Origin of the sequence: Variovorax boronicumulans (genome assembly GCF_029892485.1) — a bacterium.
GTDB lineage: Bacteria > Pseudomonadota > Gammaproteobacteria > Burkholderiales > Burkholderiaceae_C > Variovorax > Variovorax boronicumulans_B.
This window is the reverse complement of sequence record NZ_JARXVG010000014.1, coordinates 114,522-133,096: the sequence shown is the minus strand read 5'-3', so window position 1 is coordinate 133,096 and position 18,575 is coordinate 114,522. Positions and strand designations below refer to the sequence as shown.

Below are 18,575 nucleotides of genomic sequence, written 5' to 3'. Positions count from 1 at the left end.
AGAAGGGCTTTGGGGACCAGCGGGCCATCGCTGCGCTCGGCGCCTGGACACCTCACGAGCCTTTGCTTCGCTCGGCTTGGATTGGCTCCCTCCCCTTCCGGGGGAGGGTTGGGGTGGGGGCACGCGGCGCTCGTTGAAGCACTGCCGTGTTGCGAGGGCCGTCGTGCCCCCATCCCAGCCTTCCCCCGGGAGGGGAAGGAGCAACGCATAAGGCCCGGTGTCGCGTGTCTTGTCTTTCTCCCTCCCCTTCCGGGGGAGGGTCGGGGTGGGGGCATGGTGGCCGAGCGAAGCAATGGCCCGAATGCAAGCCGAGCGAAGCAATGGCCCGGGTTGTCTCCACCCCCTTCTGGCTGCGCCGAGGAGCGGAGCGTTTCGCGGATCAGGGCTCGCAGCTGTTTGAGCGAAGCGAGTTCTGCGAGACCCCGCGAAACGCGAGCACCGCAGGTTGCCCGTAGCGAAGCGAAGGGACGCAGACAGCAGGGTCGCCTTTCTTTTGCCTACTTTTCTTTGGCGAAGCAAAGAAAAGTAGGTCGCCCGCCGGGGCGAGACCCGGCCTCGGGAAAGAAAAGAAAGCAAAGCCTTCATTCCCCACCCCCAAGAAACAAAGCCTCGAACTGCGCATCCCGCGGCAGTCCAGTAGCCAGCATCCGAACCCCGCCTTCAACAGCAGGATCGCCAAGCCACAACGAGACCCCTGCAGCAGGCAGTTCCAGCGACTCGACGCCGACGACAGCATCCCCGGCAGCGGCGACGAACAACCGCCCAAGAACCGCATCGAACCTCAACGCATCGAGATCCCCATCCAGCCCCTCAAGCGCAGCCTGAGTCCCCAATGCCCACCACTGCAGCGCAGCAACCAGTGCCTCGCCCTGCAGCGCATCGGAAACATCGCCTGCCAGTTCAACGGCAAGAGTGAACGGAAAGTACCGCCCCACCCCATCGACAGAAGGCATCAACACCCCAATCCACCCCCGCTCCCCCGCCACCTGCGGCCCCAGCGCAAAGCACCAGATCGGCGCCTCGAGGTAATGCGCAGTCCAGTCCGCATGCCGATCCCGCAGCCGCGCCAGCCCGCGCTGCAGCCACTGGTCCCACACGGAGCGAAACGACTCCGGCAACCGCCGATGCGCAAAGTCCCCCATCCCCGGCAACTTGCCAAACCACCCAGGCAATTCAGTCGAGGCAAAGATGGAAGTAGAAGAAGAAGAGGCAGCCAAACTCACAACCCCTCCGGACAAGAAAATTCCCGCAGCTCGCGCAACCGAATCGGATGCTGCACGCTGTTCGTCGTCACTTCGAAACGCGTCTTGCGCGCCCCGATCTGGAAGGTGATGAAAAACTTCTCCGGCGCATCGCCCGCTTCGAGCTGCCCATCGTCGAGCGCACGGAACAGCGCCCACGGCCCATCGACCGCCGAGCCCGAGCTGCCGGTCGTCGACGGCGGGCTCACCTGGATGCGCACCTGGTTGCTGCCCTTCGGCCCCGGCCACTGCACCGCCATCGGCACCACCGGGCCATGCGCGTACTTCACGAGCTGGCCATCGACATCGAGGATGAACTGGGTGATGCCCGCGTCCATCTCCACCGGCTTGAAGTCCAGCCGCATCGAGGGCCCGCGGCCACCCGCGCGGAAGAAGATGTCCTTGATGCGCGCGGCGCGCTCGAACTGCGCGAGCGCCTGCGTGGTGATCGCGCCGCGCTCGGCCACGGGCTTGTAGCGCCACGGACGGGTGCTGGTGTCGACCAGTGCGGCCAGGCGCTTCTGGAAGAACTCGTCCATCAACCCACCGGCGCCGAACATCTGGCCGAAGTCCTCGGGCAGCACGTCGCGCTTGCTGGTCGGCGAGAACGGATAGCGGCCCGCAATCGCTCGCGTGCAGAACTCGGTCACCGGGCGCAGGTCCTGGCTCAGGTTGCCGCGCTCGGCCACTTGCGCCTGCGCAGCGCCCGACTGGCTCAGGTTCTCGACCATCGAGCGCACCGGCTCGGGCAGGCGGCCCGCATCAGCCTTGAGCTTGCCGGCCACGTCGCCGGGCGGCGGCGAGGTGCGGCCCTTCACGGCCGTGTCGACGGCGTTGAGGTACACGTACACCTCGTTGAAGAGCTTCAGTGCATCGTCGATGGGCGCGGGCTGGCCGGGCGCCGCGGCGGTGACCAGGCGGCGCAGCGGCTCGAAGCGGTCGTCCACGATGCTCTCGATGCGCTTGCCGGTCGCGACCGGCTTGTTGGGATCGCCGCCGAAAAGATCTTCCAGGCCCTTGCGGGTGCTGGCGACGGTGGCGGTGGCCTTGCTCACCACATCCTTGGGTTGGTCGGAGGGGATGAGCGTGGTCTCTTTCACCACGGCGCGCAGGAAGTTCGCGAGCGGCGAGCTCACGCCCGAGAGGATGCGCGCGGCCTCGATGTTCTTCTCCAGGCCGGTGGCGCGGATCAGCCGCACATCGGCGAGCAATGCTTCCCACTGCTTCACGTATTCGGCGAGATACAGGCGGCGCACGCGGTCGGTCAGCGCGCCGAGCGCGGCCACGTCGCGCAGGCGGTCGGCGGCGCCCTTGTCCTGGCCGAGCACCCACGGGTCTTCGGCGGCGAGCAGGCCGGTGAGCACCGTCACCTCATTCTGGAAGCGCTTGTGATAACCGTCGTAGGTGAACATGCCCGGCACGCCTTCGGTCAGCGGCTTGCCGCTGATGCGCTCGAACACGAGCGGTGCCGAAGGGCCGGCGGCCGTGGCCACGCTGAAGCCCGGAATGTCCTTGGTCGCGCGCTGGCGCTTGAGGCGGCTGAACACGCGCTGCTCCAGCGGATAGCTCGCGAGCACGGCGCGCACGCTGCGCACCAGGTTCTCGTCCATCTTGAGCGGCGAGCGCGGCGGGCCTTGGGCGATGAGCACATCGAGCTGCGCTTCGAGCGCCTGGCGCTGGTCTTCGGGAATGCCGCGGTCCAGGCTACGCGCCCAGTCGAGCGTGATCCAGGCCTTCAGCGCCTCGGGGTCGAAGTGCTCGGGCTGGTAGAGCATCAGGTAGCTCTTGAGCGCTTCATACGTGTACTCGAGGTTGTCCTTCTGCGCGGTGCGCAGCTGGTCCTCGATGCGCTTGGCGATCTGCGGCAGGAACACGTCGTTGAGCGCGCGCTGGTGCGCGAGCCGCGCTGCCGCGTCGAGCTTGTCGCCCTGGTAGAGGCCCAGCGTCATGCTGAGCGGCTCGTCGCCCTGGCGGTTCTCGGGGGTCTTCCAGATGTCGCGCACGCCCTGCATCACGGGCGCGACCTCGACCAGGTTCTGCAGCTGCACCGGCAGGTTGGCCAGCGTCTTCTGCGCGGGCTCGGCGCGGGCCTCCACCGACTTCAGGTAGTTCATGTTCTGCCAGGTGCTGTAGCCCCAGCCCGCGATGAGGCCGACGGTGACCAGCGTCATCGCGGCCACGCCCGTCATGCGCAGCAGGTGGCGGCGGCGCTCCAGCTTCACGTCGGCACCGGCCAGGCGCTGCTCGGGGAACACCACGTCGCGCAGCAGCGAAGTGAGGAAGTAGCTGCGCCCGCTCGACTTCTGCGGCGCGAGCATCGCGCGCTCGATGCCGAAGCTGCGCGAGAGGCTGCCCATCACGCGATCGATCGGGCTGCCCTCCTGCGTGCCGCTGGTGAAGTACACGCCGCGCACCCACGGCGGCTGCGCGAAGCGCGAGCCGGTGAACACCTGGTCGAGCAGGTCCGACAGCAGCGAGCCGATGGAGCCGAATTGCGCGGGGAATCCGAAGATCGCCGCGCGGCGCGTGCCGTCGGTCTCGCGCTGCATGCGCGGAATGAGGCCGTCGTTCACCCGGTTGTGCAGCAACGCGAACTCGCGGTGGAAGGCGGTGGAGAGGCCCTTCTCCTCGGTCTGCACGTTCTCGTCGGCCGGCAGCGTGAAGCCGAAGACCTGCGCGCGCTGCTCCTTGCCGAGGTCGTCGAAGCAGTCGGTGAAGCCGTAGAGCAGGTCGCTCTTGGTGACCAGCACGTACACCGGCAGGCGCGTGGTGAGCTTGCTGTCGAGTTCGAGCAGGCGCGCGCGGATCGAGGCGGCCAGCTGCGTGCGCTGCTCGGGGCCCTGGCTCAGCAGATCGGCCACGCTCACCGTGAGGAACACGCCGTTCAGCGGTCGGCGCGGGCGCGCCTTCTTGAGCAGGCCGAGGAAGCCTTCCCATGCGTTCTTGTCCTCGGTCTGGTGGCTGTCCTGCGTGGTGTAGCGGCCGGCGGTGTCGATGAGCACGGCCTCGTCGGTGAACCACCAGTCGCAGTTGCGCGTGCCGCCTACGCCGCGGATCGCGCCGGGGCCGAACTTCTCGGCGAGCGGGAACGAAAGGCCCGAGTTCACGAGCGCGGTGGTCTTGCCCGCGCCCGGTGCGCCGATGAAGACGTACCACGGCAGGTCGTACAGGTAGCTGCCGCCCGAGATCGACATCCAGTCGCGCCAGCCCGGCTTCTTGCCGGCGGCGTGCAGGCGCATCTGCTTCAGCGTGGCGACGGCTTCGCTGAAGCGCGTGTCGAGAATTTTTTGTTCGCCGTTGACCGGTGCATCGGTCTTGGCGGTCGGCGCCTTCATGAGGCCGTCGGTCAGGTGCTGGCTCGCACGGCGCGCACGCCAGCGGCGGTACAGCACGCGCAGCACCACGAGGAGCACGATCACGCCGATGACGATGGCGCGCACCATTTCGCTCTCGAGCGGCGCGAGCGAGCCGATCTTCACCAGCGGACCGATCCACCAGATCAGCAGCGCGACGACGATGAGCGCGAGCAGCGTCAGCAGCAGCGGGCTGAACAGGAAGCCGAAGATTTTCTTGATCATTTCGTCGCTCCTGGAACGGGAGCAGCCGGGGCCGGTGCCGGTGCGGCGGAGGAAGCGACGCGCTCGGGCTCGGTCAGCAGCACGATGTCCACGCGCCGGTTGCGCGCGCGGTTGGCGGGTGTGTCGTTCGCGGCCACGGGCTCGGCATCGGCCTTGCCGTCGGAGCGCATGCGCGCGGGGTCGACCAGCGTGGTGAGCGCGCCCTTCACCGCGTCGGCGCGCGCAGCCGAGAGATGCCAGTTCGACGGATAGCGGAGCGACCGGATCGGCTGGTTGTCGGAATGGCCGGTGATGAGCACCTCGCCCTTCACCTCGGCCAGCGCCTGCCCGATGCGGCGCAGCACCGGCAGAGAGGCGGCCATCGGCTCGGCGCTGCCGGAGCCGAAGAAGGAATCGCCGCGCAGGCGCACCACGCTGCGGTCGGCCTCGTCGGTCACGGTGACGAGGCCCTGCTTGACTTCAGGTTCGAGGAAGCGCGCGAGCCGCGGCGTCTTCGCGGGCGGTGCCGGCGGCGCGATCTGGATGTTGGGCACGCGCAGGCCCGAGACCGCCGCATACGTGGTGTCGGAGCGGTTGTTCAGCATGAGCCGCATGCCGACCCATGCCAGCGCGAGCAGGAACGCGAAGCCCGCCGCGAACACCCACAGCGGCAGCGATTCGCGCAGCCGCACCGTGCCCGCGCCCTGTCCGCGCCAGTGCGGCGAAAGTTCGGGCTCCAGCTGCGGACGGTCCTTGGCGATCAGGTCGGCCAGGCGCTGGCGCACCGAGTCGAGTTGCGCGCGGCCGTTGTCGACCACGCGGTAACGGCCTTCGAAGCCGAGCGCGAGCACGCTGTAGATGAGCTCGAGCAACTGGCGGTGCGTGGGCACGTCCTGCGCGAGCTTGGCCAGCAGCTGGAACACCTTTTCGCCGCCCCAGGTCTCGTTGTGGAACTGCACCAGCAGGCTCTGCTTGTTCCAGCCGGCCTGCACGCCCCAGGGCGTGTTGGCCACGGCCTCGTCGAGCGCGGTGCACAGCACGTAGCGCGCGGCGAGCACCGACTCGTTGCTCACGCCCGAGCGGCGGGCGCTGGCGTCGAACTGGTTCACCGCATCGGCGGTGGAGGCGCGCAGCGCCGGCACGTTGGGCGGCTGCGCGAGGTTGCGCAGCTTGCCGATGAGCACCAGCAGCTTGCCCGCGGCCGACACCAAGGGGTTGAGCAGGCCGATGTCGCCGACCTCCGCCACGGGCGTCGGATCGGCACCGCCGAAGAACGGTGCGGGCGCTGCTGCTGGCGGCGTGCCGGCCGGCGTGCGCGGCTTGGGCTTGATGACCGTGCGCTCCGACTCGAAGGCGGCGAAGGGATCGGGAGGTGTGCTCATGATGGTGTTCCGTTTCCGTCAGCCGGTGCGGCTAGGAACGAATGGCCCAGAACGCGAGGTCCAGGCCCGGGAAATCGCCGGCGATGTGCATCGCGATGCCGCCGGATTGCTCGAGCTGGCGCCACAGGTCGCTGTTGCGCGTTTCGAGTTCGAAATAGTTCGCGCCCGTGTGGAACGGAATCTGGCGCGGCGCGACCGGCATCGGCGTGAGCGTGACGCCCGGGAGCGCCAGGTTCACCAGGTCGCGGATGCGCTCGACCGGGCCGATCTTCACCTGCGTGGGGAAGCGCGCGCGCAATGCCTCGCTGGGCATGTTCGCGTTCACCGCGAGCACGAAGGTCGCCTTGCGCTGCAGTTCCACGTCGGTCACCATCGCCACGCGCACGCCGTGCTTGCGGTCGTGCAGCTCGATGCGGATGGCCGACTGCTCGAACACCATCGAGAGGCTGCGGCGCAGGTCGTCCATCACCGGGCGGAAGCTCAGCGCAAGGTCGTCGTGCACATAGGGACCGAAGCGCGCCACGCGGCGCGTATCGCGAAAGCTCGAAAGATCGCCGGCCAGGCCCAGCGCATGTTCGAAGAAGTGCTGCGGGTGCAGCATCGCGCTCTTGGCCAGATGCGCAAAGATGGCCTCGTTGCGGTTCACCGCCTGCAGCAGCATGAAGTCGGCGATCTCGGCCACGCCACCAGTGCCGCCCTGCGTCATGCGCCCGGCCAGCGCCTCGCCGCGCTGGCGCAACAGACCCAGCAGTTCGTCGAGCCAGGCGCGGATCACCGCATGGCCGGCCACGTCGAGCAGGGGCGGGAGCATCCCGCGATCGAGCTGGACCTGGTTGTCGGTGCGGCGCTCGACCACGCGGGCCACGCCCATGGTGGTCCAGGCGTCGGTGGCTTCGCTCGCGCGCATGAGGCGCGTGTGCAGCTGGCCCAGCTGCAGCATGGCGGTGCGTTCGCCGGCGGTGTTGGAATCCGGCACTTCGGATTCGAGCACGCGGTGGCGCACCAGCTCTTCATAGTCTTCGGCGTCGGCCTCGCGCGCGCCGGCGCGGCGCAGCGGCAGCGCGAGCACCACGGCCTCGTCGCGCATGGTGGAAGGAATGTCGATGGGCTCGGGCAGCGGATCGACCGCCGGCATGTCGAACACCGTGCCGTCGCCGAAGATGCCGACCGCGCGCACCAGCGCCAGCTTGCCCAGCGTGAGCGCGGCCTGGTCGATCTCGAGTTCGGCAAAGCCCCAGGCGTAGGGCGTGGTCGAACGCAAGAGCACATGCCTCGCATGATCGGCATGACGCTCGCTCTGCTGCAGGTGCTGAGGCTGCAACAGCATCCCCTCGCTCCAGACCACTTTTGTTCGCCAACTCATCCGCACTCCGTCAACGGCAAGGGTTGCCTGAAAGAAACATGAAGTTTCAGTCGCGGAGGACGGCGGGCAAATCCGCCTAATGGCCTAGACGAAGGGGTTTGGAGCTACGGCGAAGGGACTAGGCCCGGCCATATGCGGCCCTGTGCAGCCGGTGCGTCAGCGTCCGCCGGCGCGCAATGTCTCGACCTGCTCGGCGTAGGCTTTTTCGATGCGCTGCAGCCGCTGCGCGCGCGCCGCATCGTTCACCCACGCGGCGGCCATGGCGCGCTGCTTGCCGAGCTGGTATTCGAGCCGCGCCTCGGGCAGCAGTGCGCTGTCGTCGACCGCCACGTAGCCGTAAGTCGCGCGCAGGTTCTTCAGCACTTCGCGCTCGGCATCGGCGCGCGGGCCCTTGCCTTGCCCGTAGGTGGTGAGGAAGGCCTGCAGCTTCGCCTGGAACTCGGGCGGGTAGTTGCGCCGCACCACCATCGGCGCGCCGGGCGGTGGCTCGGACTCCCAGATGATCTGCAGCCGCTCGGCCTCGATCGGGAACTGCTGGCGGAAGCGCTCGAAGTCGGTGGTGTTGTTGGTGGCCACGTCGGCATCGCCGTTGGCCACGGCCAGCGCGGTGGCCTGGTGGGTGCCGATGAATTCGCTGCGGAAGCGCGTCTCCATCTCGATGTTGTGGGGCAGGAACAGCTGGCTCTGCGGCACGACGAAGCCGGTGACCGAGCGGCTGTCGCCGCGCGCAAGGCGCCAGCGCTCGGGCTGGGCGAGCATGCCTTCCAGGGTGTCGAGGGGGCCGGTCTTGCGCGCCAGCAGGATGGCGCGGTGCTCGGGCATGCCGGGGCGCCGGGCGATCTGCGCCACCACTTTCATGCGGCGCTGCATCACGGCATCGAGCGCCATCTTGGCCGAGAGGAAGGCCATGTCGATCTCGTCGCGGGCGATGGCACGGTCCAGCTCTTCATAAGAGGGCACCGAGTACGCGTTGACCGGAATGCCGAGCGATCGGCTCATGTCGGCCATGAACGGTGTCCAGAGGGCGCGCGACTCGACGGTTCCGCCCAGCGGGAGCACGCCGAAGCGTATGGACTGGACGGGTTTCTCGTGCGTGACCTGCGCCAGGGCCGGCGATGGCAGGAGCAGCGCGGCGGCCGCGGCGAGCGTTGCCGTCAGCAGTTGCTTCAATACGGGGAACATGTCGCCACCTGGTTCTTGCGCGTCAAGACGACTGGATCAGGAACTCATGGGGTCACGTCCTTGAGCACACTGACCTGTTCGGCATAGCCGCTCTCGATGCGTTGCAGCCGGGCCTGGCGCGCGGCGTCGTTCACCCACTGGGCCGTCACGGCGTTCTGCTTCGCCAGCTGGTAGGCCAACCTCGCGGCCGGCTGCAGCGAACTGTTGTCGGCCGCCACGAAGCCGGCGAGGTCGTGCAGCGACTTGAGCACCACGCGCTCGGCGTCGCCGCGCGGGCCCTTGCCGCGGCCGTAGGCAGTGAGAAAGGCCTGCACGCGGCTGCGCAGCTCGGCCGGGTACTCGCGCCGCACCACGATCTGCGCATGCGGAATGAGCTCCGACTCCCACAGCACCTGCAGCCGCCCGGCCTCGGCCGGAAAGCGCAGCCTGAAGCGCTCGAAGTCGGCCGAGTTGTTGGTGGCCACGTCGGCCTCGCTGTTGGCCACGGCCAGCGCGTTGGTCTGGTGGGTGCCCACGATCTCGCTCTGGAAGCGCGTCTCCATCGCGATGTGGTTGGGCAAAAAGAGCTGCAGCTGCGGCACGATGAAGCCCGACACCGACTGCTTCTCGCCGCGCGCGAGGCGCCAGCGGTCGGGCTGGTCCAGCAGGTTCTTGAGCGTATTGAGGGGCGGCGCCTTGCGCGACAGCAGCAGCGCGCGGTAGCCGGGCAGGCCGTCGTGCCGCACGACCTGCGCCACCACCTTCATGCGGCGCTGGGTCACGGCGTCGAGCGCCATCTTTCCGGAGAGAAAGGCCATGTCGACCTCGTCGCGCTGGATGGCCTGCTCCAGCGCCTCGTACGAATTGACCGAAAGCACGCTCACCGGGCGGTGGATGGCGCGGCTCAGTTCGGCCAGCAGCGGGTCCCAGTCGCTGCGCGACTCGAAGGCGCCGCCCAGCGGGAGGATGCCGAAGCGCACCGGAGCGTCCGGCGCGGGCGCCTGGGCCCCCGCCCACGGCGGAAAAGCCAGCAGCAGCGCCACCGACGCCAGGCGCAGCACGGCCGCGCTCGCAGCCTGCAAGGCAGCGAGACCCTCGGTGAAGTGGCGCACGGAAGACTGCATTTTTGACCCGGAAGACAGGGGGGTGCCGACGGGCCGCCAGCATCTGGCAGAGTCAAGGCGGATGCAATTAGATAACAAATGCAAACTTTTTCGATGATGTTTTCATGTCTTCCCTGTGGCGGGGAACCCACCTAAGCTCGGCCCCCATGCGTTCACTGCCCCAATGAACTGGAACTTTCCCGTCCTTCGCGGCCTGGCCCGCCTCACTTTTGCCCAGCAGCTGATCCTGCTGGCGCTGGTGCCGGCCACCGCCGCCACGCTGACGGCGATCGCCGTTCTGACGCGCCAGCACCTGGGCAATCTCACCGAGCTGATGCGCGCCAATGCGCAGACGGTGGCGCTGCAGGTGGCCACGGTGGCGCAGGCGCCGCTCTCGCGCATGGACAAGCGCGCCCTGCAGCGCACGGCGCAGTCGGGCACCTTCCAGCCGCATGTGCAGCAGGTGCAGATCTGGACTGAAGACGGCGAGATCGTGGCCAATTCCGAAACCGTGGACCGCGCGCGCGGCGAAGGCCTGCAGGTGGTGGTGCCGATCGTGGGCGACGACGGCCGGCACCACGGCAAGGTGATGGTCGAGATCGGCCTCTCCGCGGTGCAGAGCGCCCGGCGCTCGGTCTGGCTCAACGTGGCGGTGGTGCTGGCGATCAGCCTCCTGGGCGTGGGGCTGGCGGGCTGGTGGGCGGCGCGGCGCATCAGCGAGCCGATCCGCGCGCTCGGCAAGGCGGTCGACCGCCTGGGCGCGGGCGAAGACGCGAGCGTGGCCATCGAGGGCACGCTGGAGGTGCAGCACCTGCAGATGGGCTTCAACCAGGCGGCGCGCGCGCTCGCCGAAAGCCGCCGGCTGCTGCAAAGCCGCGTCAACGAGGCCACGGCCGAGCTGGCGCGCAAGAACGCGCTGCTCGAGGTGGCGAGCCAGGCCAAGACGCGCCTCCTGGCTGCCGCCAGCCACGACCTGCGGCAGCCGCTGCACGCGCTCACGCTCTTTTCCGACGGGCTGGCCAACGGCGAGACCGATCCGGTGAAGCTGCAGCGCATCGGCCACATCCGCGAATGCGTGGAGTCGCTCGACCGGCTCTTCTCGGAGCTGCTCAACCTCTCGCAGCTCGATGCCGGCGTGCTGCAGCCGCAGTGGACCGACTTCCCGCTGGACCGCCTGTTCGACGAGATCAGCCGCAACTTCCGCTCGGTGGCCGAGCAGCAGGGCCTCCGGCTGGTGGCGCGCAAGACCGAACTCTGGGTGCGCTGCGACTACGTGATGCTCTCGCGCATCCTGAACAACCTGGTGTCGAACTCGCTGCGCCACACCATCGAGGGCGGCGTGCTGATCGGCGCGCGGCGCCGCGGCAAGGGCGTGCGCATCGACGTGGTCGACACCGGCGTGGGCATCGCCGCGCAGCACCAGACGCGGGTGTTCGAGGAGTTCTACCAGGTGGAGCCGACCGGCCGCCAGGCGGCGCGCGGCGCGCGCGGCATGGGCCTGGGCCTCGCCACGGTGCAGCGCCTGGCCGAGCTCCTGAACACGCGCGTGGAACTCAGCTCCCGGCTGCACAAGGGCACCTGCGTGCGGGTGCTGGTGCGCTCGGCGCCGGCCGCGCTGCCGGCACCCGCGTCGTCGCCCGTGGCCGCGGGCGCCGAGGACGCTGAAGCGAGCCTGGCGAACCTGCGCATCCTGGTGATCGACGACGAGCGCACCATCCTCGAGGGGCTCTTCGTGGTGCTCGTCAACTGGGGCGCCGAGGTGCTGGTCGCGCAAACCCGCGCCGAAGCGCTCGCGCTGGCCGACACCTGGGAGCAGCCGCCCGACGTGGTGGTGAGCGACCTGCTGCTGCAAGGCGGCGACAACGGCCTGGACGTGATCGCCGCGCTGGAACGCCACCCGCGCGGCATCGGCCCCGGCACGGCGCGCCTGCTGGTCACCGGGGAGACCAAGCCCGACCGCCTGCGCGAGGTGGCGAGCGCCGGCATCACCGTGCTCTACAAGCCGGTCTCGCCGCGGGTGCTGCGCCAGTCAATCCAGGCGCAGCACGCCGCGGCGCTGCTCAACATCGACGCATAGACCATCGGGCATAGACCGTGCAGCCGCCGCGCTGTGCAGTTCGTCACGCTGGCACGGGGTCGTGCGGCCTGACATAGCCCCTCCGCCTTATCGCGCGAAGCGGGGCGCGTCCTTACATTGGGTCATGCACCCTCGCTGCAGAAGCAGTCACATGTCCGTCGTCGCGAAACACCTCTCCCTCCCCTTCCCCGGAAGGCTGCACCGCGCCGCCCGCGCAGTACTGGCCTTCGGCCTGACCGTGGGCGTCGCCATCGGCCTTCTTGGCCTGTCGACGAGCAGCCGCGCCGCGGCGGCCGCCAGCCTCACCGTGCTGATGAGCGACGACAACGCCGCGCATTCCGAGTTCGTGCAGCAGCTGCGCGCGAGCCAGGAGCCCGGCGGCCGCTTCGAGCTGGTGCGCCTGTCGCCTACCGGCGAAATGCCGCAGGCCGTCGAGATGGCCGGCGCCGAAACCGAACGCGGCGCCAATGCCGGCGTTCGCACGCGCAGCATGCGGCCCTCGGCGGCCGACGCGAACCTCACCATGGCCGTCGGCATCGCGGCCGCGCGCGCCGCCGTCGAGCGGCCCGGCCAGGAGCCGCTGGTGCTCGCGATGCTGAGCCGGCTCGACTACGAGGCCCTCAAGGCCGCGAGCCCGGCGTTGAAGCGCGGCGACCGCCGCGTGGGCGTGCTGCTGCGCGACCCGGCCATGGCCGACCAGCTCGCGCTCATCGGCGCGGTGCTGCCGCAGAAGCACCGCATCGGCGTGGTCGCCACGCCCGAATCGGAGCCGCTGGTGCGCGAACTGCAGCGCGCCGCGCAGGGCGCCAATCCGGCGTGGGACGTGCGCGTCGAATACGCACCCGACGCGAAATCGCTCGCAGCCGCGCTGCGCACCGTGGTGCCGCTGAGCGATGCGTTGATGGTGCTGCCCGACCTGATCGGCGACAACCAGGCGGCCACGCTGTCGGTGCTGCGCGCGGGCGCGGGCGCCGGCCTGCCCGTGTTCGGCGCCAGCGAGGGACTGGTGCGTTCGGGCGGCTTGGCGGCAGCGGTCTCCACGCCGTCGCAACTCGCGCAACAAGCACGCCTGCTGGGCCAGAAGGTGGCCAGCGCAGGCAGCAGCAACAGTCCGCTGGTGGAAGCGGCGACGCCGGCCACCGTGCGCGTCAATGCCACCGTGGCACGCGGACTCGGCCTGCGCCTGCCGGAGGAACGGGAACTGACCGACCGTCTCGCGGCCACGCGATGAACGCCATGCCGCCCCCGCAAGGTCCGGCACCCGCCGGCGACGGCGCGGCGCAGCCCCGCTCCGCGGCCGCGCTGGTCGTGCGCGGCAATCTGCAGGGCGACCTGTTCAGGCTGGGCGTGGTGCCCTGCGCGGCGGTGGCGCTGGCGCTCACCGGCTGGTTCACCCACAACCGGCTGCAGACCCTGGAAGCCCAGTTCGACGCCGAAGGCCAGGCCGTGGCGCGCCAGGTGGCGGCCATGTCTGATCTCAGCCTCTATGCGGGGGACGTGCCGGCGCTGCAGAACGTGGCCAACGCGGCGCTGCGCGGCGGGCAGGTGATGCGGGTGGAGATCAGCAACAGCGCGGGCGTGTACGTCACGGCCGGGCCCAAGGCCGAATCGCTCGCGCAATTGCGCATGTTCACCTCGCCGGTCACGCTGCGCGAGGCCTCGCGCGCCAGCGCCTTCGCGCCCGCGGGCTCCACCGCGGCGGGCGACACGCCCATCGGCCTGGTGCAGACCTTCCGCGACACCACCGCCTATGCGCGCGAGCGCAGCCGCTCGCTCATGGCGGGCATCGGCATCGCGCTGGTGGCGCTGCTGGCGGCGTGGGCGTCGGTGCGCCACATGGCGCGCACGGTGGCGCGGCCGCTGCGGCGCGTGTCGCGCACCGTCGCCGCGCTGGAAGCGGGCCACTTCGACATGCGCTGCGAAGTGGTCGAGGGCGGCACCCGCGGTTCGCACGAACTGGCCGTGCTCGCGCACGACATCGACCGCCTTGCCGAACGCCTGCAGCACAACCGCCAGGTCAGCGAGGAGCGCGTGCGCGAAGCCACCGCCGTCGCGCTGCAGCGCATGGCCGAGGCAGAGCAGGCCGCGCTTTCCCGCGCGCGTTTTCTCGCGGCCGCGAGCCACGACCTGCGCCAGCCGCTGCATGCGATGGGCCTGTTCATCGACGGCCTGCTGCCCACCGCCACCCCGGCGCAGCGCCCCGCCGTGTTGCGGCTGCAGGAGAGCACCGAGTTCATGGGCGTGCTGCTGGACGACCTGCTGGAGATCTCGCGGCTCGATGCGCAGGTGCTCACGCCGTCCATCACCCGCATCTCGCTGGCCGCCCTCTTCGACCAGCTCGATGCGCAGCATGCCGCCACCGCCATCGAGGCGCGCGTGCGGCTGCGCTGGAGCGACCGGGGCCTGGCGGTGCGCACCGATGCGGCGATGCTGCAGCGCATCGTCAACAACCTCGTGGCCAATGCGCTGCGCCATGCGCCCGAGGGCGGCACCGTGCTGGTGGCCGCGCGGCACGTCGCGTCGGGTGTGCGCATCGAGGTGCGCGACAACGGCGTGGGCATTGCGCCGATCCACCAGGGGCGGATCTTCGAGGAGTTCTACCAGGTGGCGAACACCGAGCGCGACCGGCGCCGGGGCTTTGGCCTGGGCCTGGCGATCTGCGCGCGCATCGCCACGCTGCTGGGCACCCGCATCACCGTGCGATCGGCGCTGCAGGCCGGCAGCACTTTCTCCTTCACCCTGCCCGCCGCGCGCGCCGCCGACGCGGTGCTGCCCGAGCCCCTGCCGGTGGTGTCCGCGCCGCTGGCAGGCCTGCGCTGCCTGGTGGTGGACGACGACCCCGCCATCCTCGATGGCAGCCGCGCGCTGCTGGCGCAATGGGGCTGCGAGGTCGAATGCGTGTCCACCGGCGCCGAGGCCCTCGCCCGACTGGGCACCGGCGACGTCCACTTCGACGCGGTGCTGTGCGACCTGCAACTGGCCGGCGACGGCGACGGCGTGGACGTCATCGAGGCCGCCAAGCGCCTGCAGCCCGACGCGCTCGCGGTGCTGGTGTCGGGCGCTACCGGGCCCGAGGTGCTGCAGCGGCTGCGGCATGGCGGCGTGATGCTGCTGACCAAGCCGGTGCCGCCGGCGAAATTGCGCGCGTTGCTCACCACGCGGCGGCACGCGCACGTGGCCTGAGGTTCAGGCGACTTCTTCGGTCCGCGAGAACTGCCGGCGGTACACCGTCGGCGACACCTTGAACGCCGAGGTGAAGTGCTTGCGCAGCGACACCGCCGAGCCGAAGCCCGCGCCGGTCGCCACACGCTCGACCGGATGGTCCGTGGTCTCCAGCAGGCGCTGCGCCAGGGCGAGGCGCTGGTTCTGTATCCACTGCCCCACCGTCGTGCCCGTCGATTCGCGAAAACGCCGCGTGAAGGTGCGCCGGCTCATCAGCGCGCGCCGCGCGAGGTTGTCGAGTTCGTGCGGCACATCGAGATGCCTGCCCAGCCATTCGAGCAGCGGCGCGAGGCGATCGCGCTCGGCCATGGCGGGCATGGGCTGCTGGATGTACTGCGCCTGCCCACCCTGCCGGTGCGGCGCGACCACCATGCGCCGAGCGGCGCGGTTCGCCGTCTCGGCGCCGTAGCGCACGCGCAGCAGGTGAAGGCAGCAGTCGATGCCCGCGGCCGTGCCGGCGGAGGTGAGCACGTCGCCGTCGTCCACGTACAGCACCTCGGGCTGCAGCTTCACCTTCGGGTACTGCCTCGCGAAAGCGGCGGCGAGGTTCCAGTGCGTGGTGGCCGGCCGCCCATCGAGCAGCCCCGCCTCGGCCAGCACGAACGCGCCGAGGCACAACCCCACCACGGTCGCGCCGCGCCGGTGCGCAGCCTGCAGCGCGCGGATCAACGCGGGCGGCGCGGGCCGGCCATCGTCGCGCCACGAAGGCACCACCACGATCTGTGCCCGGCGAATCGCCTCCAGCCCATGCGGCACCACGAGGTCGAAACCCGCATTGGTCTGCAGCGCGCCCGGCTCCGGCGCGCACACGCGCATGCGAAAACGCGGTGCGCCGGTGTCGGTGCGGTCTTCGCCGAACACCATGCAGGGCACGGAAAGGTGAAAGGGGCTGATGCCGTCGAAGGCAACGACGGCGATGGTTTCGGTGGCTGGGCGAGACATGGCCCGATCTTATCGATGAATGGCTTTCGGGCCACTTTCGACGAGCCAGCAATGCGCGAACAATCAAGCCATACCAACCGAGAAGGAGTCAGACATGAGCAACACCCCCACCCCGCGCCGCGCCGCGCCCTCGTCGTAATCGACGTGCAGAACGAATATTTCGAAGGCGGCGGATTGCCGATCGAGTACCCGCCCATCCTCGATACGTTGCCCAACGTGACCAAGGCCATGGACGCGGCCCACGCAGCCGGCGTGCCCGTCGTCGTGGTCCGCCACCACGCCCCCAAGGGCGCGCCGGTGTTCCAGGCCGACACCCACAACGGTCAATTGCACCCCGAGGTTGCGAACCGCCCGCGCGACCACCTGATCACCAAGACCTTCCCGAGCGTGTTCACCGGCACCGACTTCGCCGACTGGCTCGCCCGCCACGAGATCGACACGCTGAGCGTGGCCGGCTACATGACGCAGAACTGCGACGCATCGACCGTGTTCGAGGCAATGCACCGCGGCCTGAACGTGGAGTTCCTGTCGGACGCGAGCGGCGCGCTGCCGTATGAAAACGCCGCGGGCAAGGTCACGGCGGAAGAGATCCACCGCGTCTTCAGCGTGGTGTTCCACAGCAACTTCGCGGCCGTGACTTCGACTGCGGCGTGGATCGCAGCGATGCAGGAAGGCCAGGCCATCGCGAAGGACAACGTGGTGATGTCCAACCGCCGCGCGCGCGGCGTCTGAGGCGAGCGGGCCGAGGGCAATCCGGGGGAGCGCGCGCGCGGCGCGGGTGCTATGGTGGCCCCCGCAGCCGCCCGCACACCCCGTGCAGACCGCCCCGAGGACATCCCGCCATGCCCGACCTCTCTGCTCTGAAAGACATCCGCCCCTTCGTCGCGACCCCGAGCTACGGCGGCACGATGACCAGCGTCTACGTGCGCAGCCTTCTCGGCCTGGTCAACTTGGCGTGGGAACACCGGTTCCCGATGCAGACACGCTTTCTCGATGGCGACAGCCTGATCACGCGCGCACGCAACCGCCTCGTCGCGGAGTTCATGGCCGACACCCGCTGGACGCACCTGTTCTGGATCGATGCGGACATCGGCTTCGAACCCGAGGCCGCCCTGCGGCTGTTGTGCGCGGGGCGCGACGTGGTAGCGGGCATCTATCCGCACAAGACCGACGGCTGGCCCGCGGGCGGGCTTCGCGAGCCGCTGCCGGCCGGCGCCACGCGCGAAGATTTCGAGGCCCTGCATGCCAGCTTTCCGGCCAATGCGTTCGACACCCGCCTCTCGGTGGACGCCGAGGGATTCACCGAGGTGCTGGATGCGCCCACCGGCTTCATGCTGATCGCGCGCAGCGTGTTCGAGCGCCTTGCCGCGGCCTATCCGCAACTGCGCTACACCCCCGAGCGCGCCGCCGATCCCGCGGTGCGCGACCTGCCGCACTACCGCTTCTTCGACGTGCTCGCCGAACCCGACAACGGCGCCTACCTGGCGGAGGACTTCGCGTTCTGCCGCCGCTGGCAATCGATCGGCGGCCAGGTCTTCATCGATGCCCGCTCCAACCTGTCGCACCAGGGCTCGCGCACCTACACGGGCCACTTCGGCCGTGCGCTGGCCGTGCGCGAAGGGCGGTGAACCCGATGACGCAGACCGCAGGCACTGCCATGGACCTGCGGGACATCCTCGCGCCGCAGCGGCTGACCGAGGTGGTCGATGTCGGGGCCAGTCCCATCGACGGCGATCCGCCCTATCTCGCGATGCTGCGGGCCGGGCTGTGCCGGGTCACGGGCTTCGAGCCGCAGTTACAGGCGCTGCGCGAACTGACGCAGGCTCAGGGCCCGCTCGAGCGCTACCTGCCGTGGGCGCTCGGCGACGGCGGCATGCACACGCTGCATGTCTGCGCCGCGCCGGGCATGAGCAGCCTGCTCGCGCCCGATGCGCAATCGCTCGCGCTCTTCGAGGCCTTGCAGCCACTGGCCGAGGTTCGCGAACGGGTCCCGGTGCAGACGCGGCGGCTCGACGACATCGCCGAGATTGCGCATCTCGATTTCCTGAAGATCGATGCGCAGGGCAGCGAGCTCGCGGTGTTCCGCGCAGGCCGCGCCAAGCTGGCGCAAGCCGTGATGGTGCAGGCCGAGGTGTCCTTCATCACCCTCTACAAGGACCAGCCGACCCAGGGCGAGATCGACCAGGAATTGCGCAGCCAGGGCTTCGTGCCGCATTGCTTCGCCGCGGTGAAACAGTGGCCGATCGCACCGTGCGTGGTGGATGGCGATCCGCGCCGGCCCCTGCACCAGTTGCTGGAGGCCGATCTGGTCTACATGCGCGACATCCGCCGCCCCGAGGCGATGGACGACGAGCAGCTGCGGCACCTGGCCCTGGTCGCACACCACTGCCACGGCTCCTTCGATCTCGCACTGCGCTGCCTGCTGCTGCTCGAGGAGCGCCGCGCGGTCGAGGACGGCGCACAGCAGCGCTACCTGCAACTGCTTGCGGCGCGCGGCACCTGATACCGGATTTCGTTCGATAAGAAA

General features: G+C 69.7%; 13 protein-coding genes. 6 read left to right on the top strand and 7 right to left on the bottom strand.

The annotated features are described in order from the left end of the window. Window positions 1-581: 581 nt before the first annotated feature. From tagF to phnD (M2282_RS26665), 6 genes are all read right to left on the bottom strand, one after another. Window positions 582-1,223 (bottom strand): type VI secretion system-associated protein TagF, encoded by a 642-nt coding sequence (gene tagF / locus M2282_RS26690; RefSeq protein WP_280811801.1) that lies wholly within the window; start codon window positions 1,221-1,223, stop codon window positions 582-584. Continuing rightward, window positions 1,220-4,819, bottom strand: coding sequence for a type VI secretion system membrane subunit TssM (gene tssM / locus M2282_RS26685; protein ID WP_280811800.1), 3,600 nt, complete (start codon window positions 4,817-4,819; stop codon window positions 1,220-1,222). The genes tagF and tssM overlap by 4 nt, the downstream gene beginning before the upstream one ends. After that, window positions 4,816-6,180 carry a DotU family type VI secretion system protein gene (locus tag M2282_RS26680; RefSeq protein WP_280811799.1) on the bottom strand — a complete coding sequence of 455 codons (1,365 nt, stop codon included), beginning with the start codon at window positions 6,178-6,180 and terminating at the stop codon, window positions 4,816-4,818. The genes tssM and M2282_RS26680 overlap by 4 nt, the downstream gene beginning before the upstream one ends. 31 nt (window positions 6,181-6,211) lie before the next feature. After that, window positions 6,212-7,543: a type VI secretion system baseplate subunit TssK gene (gene tssK, locus M2282_RS26675; RefSeq protein ID WP_280811798.1), complete on the bottom strand. Its 1,332-nt coding sequence runs from the start codon at window positions 7,541-7,543 to the stop codon at window positions 6,212-6,214. A 156-nt stretch (window positions 7,544-7,699) separates the two neighbouring features. Beyond that, a complete protein-coding gene (phnD, locus tag M2282_RS26670) occupies window positions 7,700-8,725 on the bottom strand; it encodes a phosphate/phosphite/phosphonate ABC transporter substrate-binding protein (RefSeq protein ID WP_280811797.1) in 1,026 nt (341 codons plus the stop codon). A gap of 44 nt (window positions 8,726-8,769) precedes the next feature. After that, window positions 8,770-9,828: a phosphate/phosphite/phosphonate ABC transporter substrate-binding protein gene (gene phnD, locus M2282_RS26665; RefSeq protein ID WP_280811796.1), complete on the bottom strand. Its 1,059-nt coding sequence runs from the start codon at window positions 9,826-9,828 to the stop codon at window positions 8,770-8,772. 163 nt (window positions 9,829-9,991) lie between these two features. Here phnD (M2282_RS26665) and M2282_RS26660 point away from each other — a divergent pair, with 163 nt between their 5' ends. The 3 genes from M2282_RS26660 to M2282_RS26650 all read left to right on the top strand — a co-directional run bounded on the left by M2282_RS26660 (window position 9,992) and on the right by M2282_RS26650 (window position 15,067). Beyond that, complete coding sequence (locus M2282_RS26660) at window positions 9,992-11,884, top strand: ATP-binding response regulator (RefSeq protein ID WP_280811795.1); 1,893 nt, start codon at window positions 9,992-9,994, stop codon at window positions 11,882-11,884. Window positions 11,885-12,035: 151 nt separating this feature from the next. Then, window positions 12,036-13,115, top strand: a complete 1,080-nt coding sequence (locus M2282_RS26655) for an ABC transporter substrate binding protein (protein ID WP_280811794.1) — start codon at window positions 12,036-12,038, stop codon at window positions 13,113-13,115. Between the two features lie 5 nt (window positions 13,116-13,120). After that, the gene (locus M2282_RS26650) at window positions 13,121-15,067 is read left to right on the top strand and encodes a hybrid sensor histidine kinase/response regulator (RefSeq protein WP_280811793.1); all 1,947 of its coding nucleotides are present in this window, start codon (window positions 13,121-13,123) and stop codon (window positions 15,065-15,067) included. A 3-nt stretch (window positions 15,068-15,070) separates the two neighbouring features. Here the strand turns inward: M2282_RS26650 and M2282_RS26645 are convergent, their stop codons facing one another. Next, window positions 15,071-16,048 (bottom strand): GlxA family transcriptional regulator, encoded by a 978-nt coding sequence (locus M2282_RS26645; protein WP_280811792.1) that lies wholly within the window; start codon window positions 16,046-16,048, stop codon window positions 15,071-15,073. A 51-nt stretch (window positions 16,049-16,099) separates the two neighbouring features. Between M2282_RS26645 and M2282_RS26640 the strand changes: the two genes are divergently transcribed. The 3 genes from M2282_RS26640 (at window position 16,100) to M2282_RS26630 (ending at window position 18,551) form a co-directional block, all read left to right on the top strand. Continuing rightward, the gene (locus M2282_RS26640; RefSeq protein WP_280811791.1) at window positions 16,100-16,780 is read left to right on the top strand and encodes a cysteine hydrolase family protein; all 681 of its coding nucleotides are present in this window, start codon (window positions 16,100-16,102) and stop codon (window positions 16,778-16,780) included. A 110-nt stretch (window positions 16,781-16,890) separates the two neighbouring features. Beyond that, window positions 16,891-17,676, top strand: a complete 786-nt coding sequence (locus M2282_RS26635; RefSeq protein WP_280811790.1) for a hypothetical protein — start codon at window positions 16,891-16,893, stop codon at window positions 17,674-17,676. 5 nt (window positions 17,677-17,681) lie between these two features. Next, window positions 17,682-18,551, top strand: coding sequence for an FkbM family methyltransferase (locus M2282_RS26630; protein ID WP_280811789.1), 870 nt, complete (start codon window positions 17,682-17,684; stop codon window positions 18,549-18,551). The last annotated feature ends 24 nt before the right edge of the window (window positions 18,552-18,575 follow it).

Excerpts from the sequence above, each read along its gene's own strand:
- M2282_RS26680 (WP_280811799.1), bottom strand. The coding sequence starts at position 6,180 with ATGAGCACACCTCCCGATCCCTTCGCCGCCTTCGAGTCGGAGCGCACG.
- tssK (WP_280811798.1), bottom strand. The coding sequence starts at position 7,543 with ATGAGTTGGCGAACAAAAGTGGTCTGGAGCGAGGGGATGCTGTTGCAG.
- M2282_RS26650 (WP_280811793.1), top strand. The coding sequence starts at position 13,121 with ATGCCGCCCCCGCAAGGTCCGGCACCCGCCGGCGACGGCGCGGCGCAG.
- M2282_RS26655 (WP_280811794.1), top strand. The coding sequence starts at position 12,036 with ATGTCCGTCGTCGCGAAACACCTCTCCCTCCCCTTCCCCGGAAGGCTG.
- M2282_RS26635 (WP_280811790.1), top strand. The coding sequence starts at position 16,891 with ATGCCCGACCTCTCTGCTCTGAAAGACATCCGCCCCTTCGTCGCGACC.
- M2282_RS26660 (WP_280811795.1), top strand. The coding sequence starts at position 9,992 with ATGAACTGGAACTTTCCCGTCCTTCGCGGCCTGGCCCGCCTCACTTTT.
- tssM (WP_280811800.1), bottom strand. The coding sequence starts at position 4,819 with ATGATCAAGAAAATCTTCGGCTTCCTGTTCAGCCCGCTGCTGCTGACG.
- phnD (WP_280811796.1), bottom strand. The coding sequence starts at position 9,828 with ATGCAGTCTTCCGTGCGCCACTTCACCGAGGGTCTCGCTGCCTTGCAG.
- M2282_RS26640 (WP_280811791.1), top strand. The coding sequence starts at position 16,100 with ATGCGCGAACAATCAAGCCATACCAACCGAGAAGGAGTCAGACATGAG.
- M2282_RS26630 (WP_280811789.1), top strand. The coding sequence starts at position 17,682 with ATGACGCAGACCGCAGGCACTGCCATGGACCTGCGGGACATCCTCGCG.
- M2282_RS26645 (WP_280811792.1), bottom strand. The coding sequence starts at position 16,048 with ATGTCTCGCCCAGCCACCGAAACCATCGCCGTCGTTGCCTTCGACGGC.
- phnD (WP_280811797.1), bottom strand. The coding sequence starts at position 8,725 with ATGTTCCCCGTATTGAAGCAACTGCTGACGGCAACGCTCGCCGCGGCC.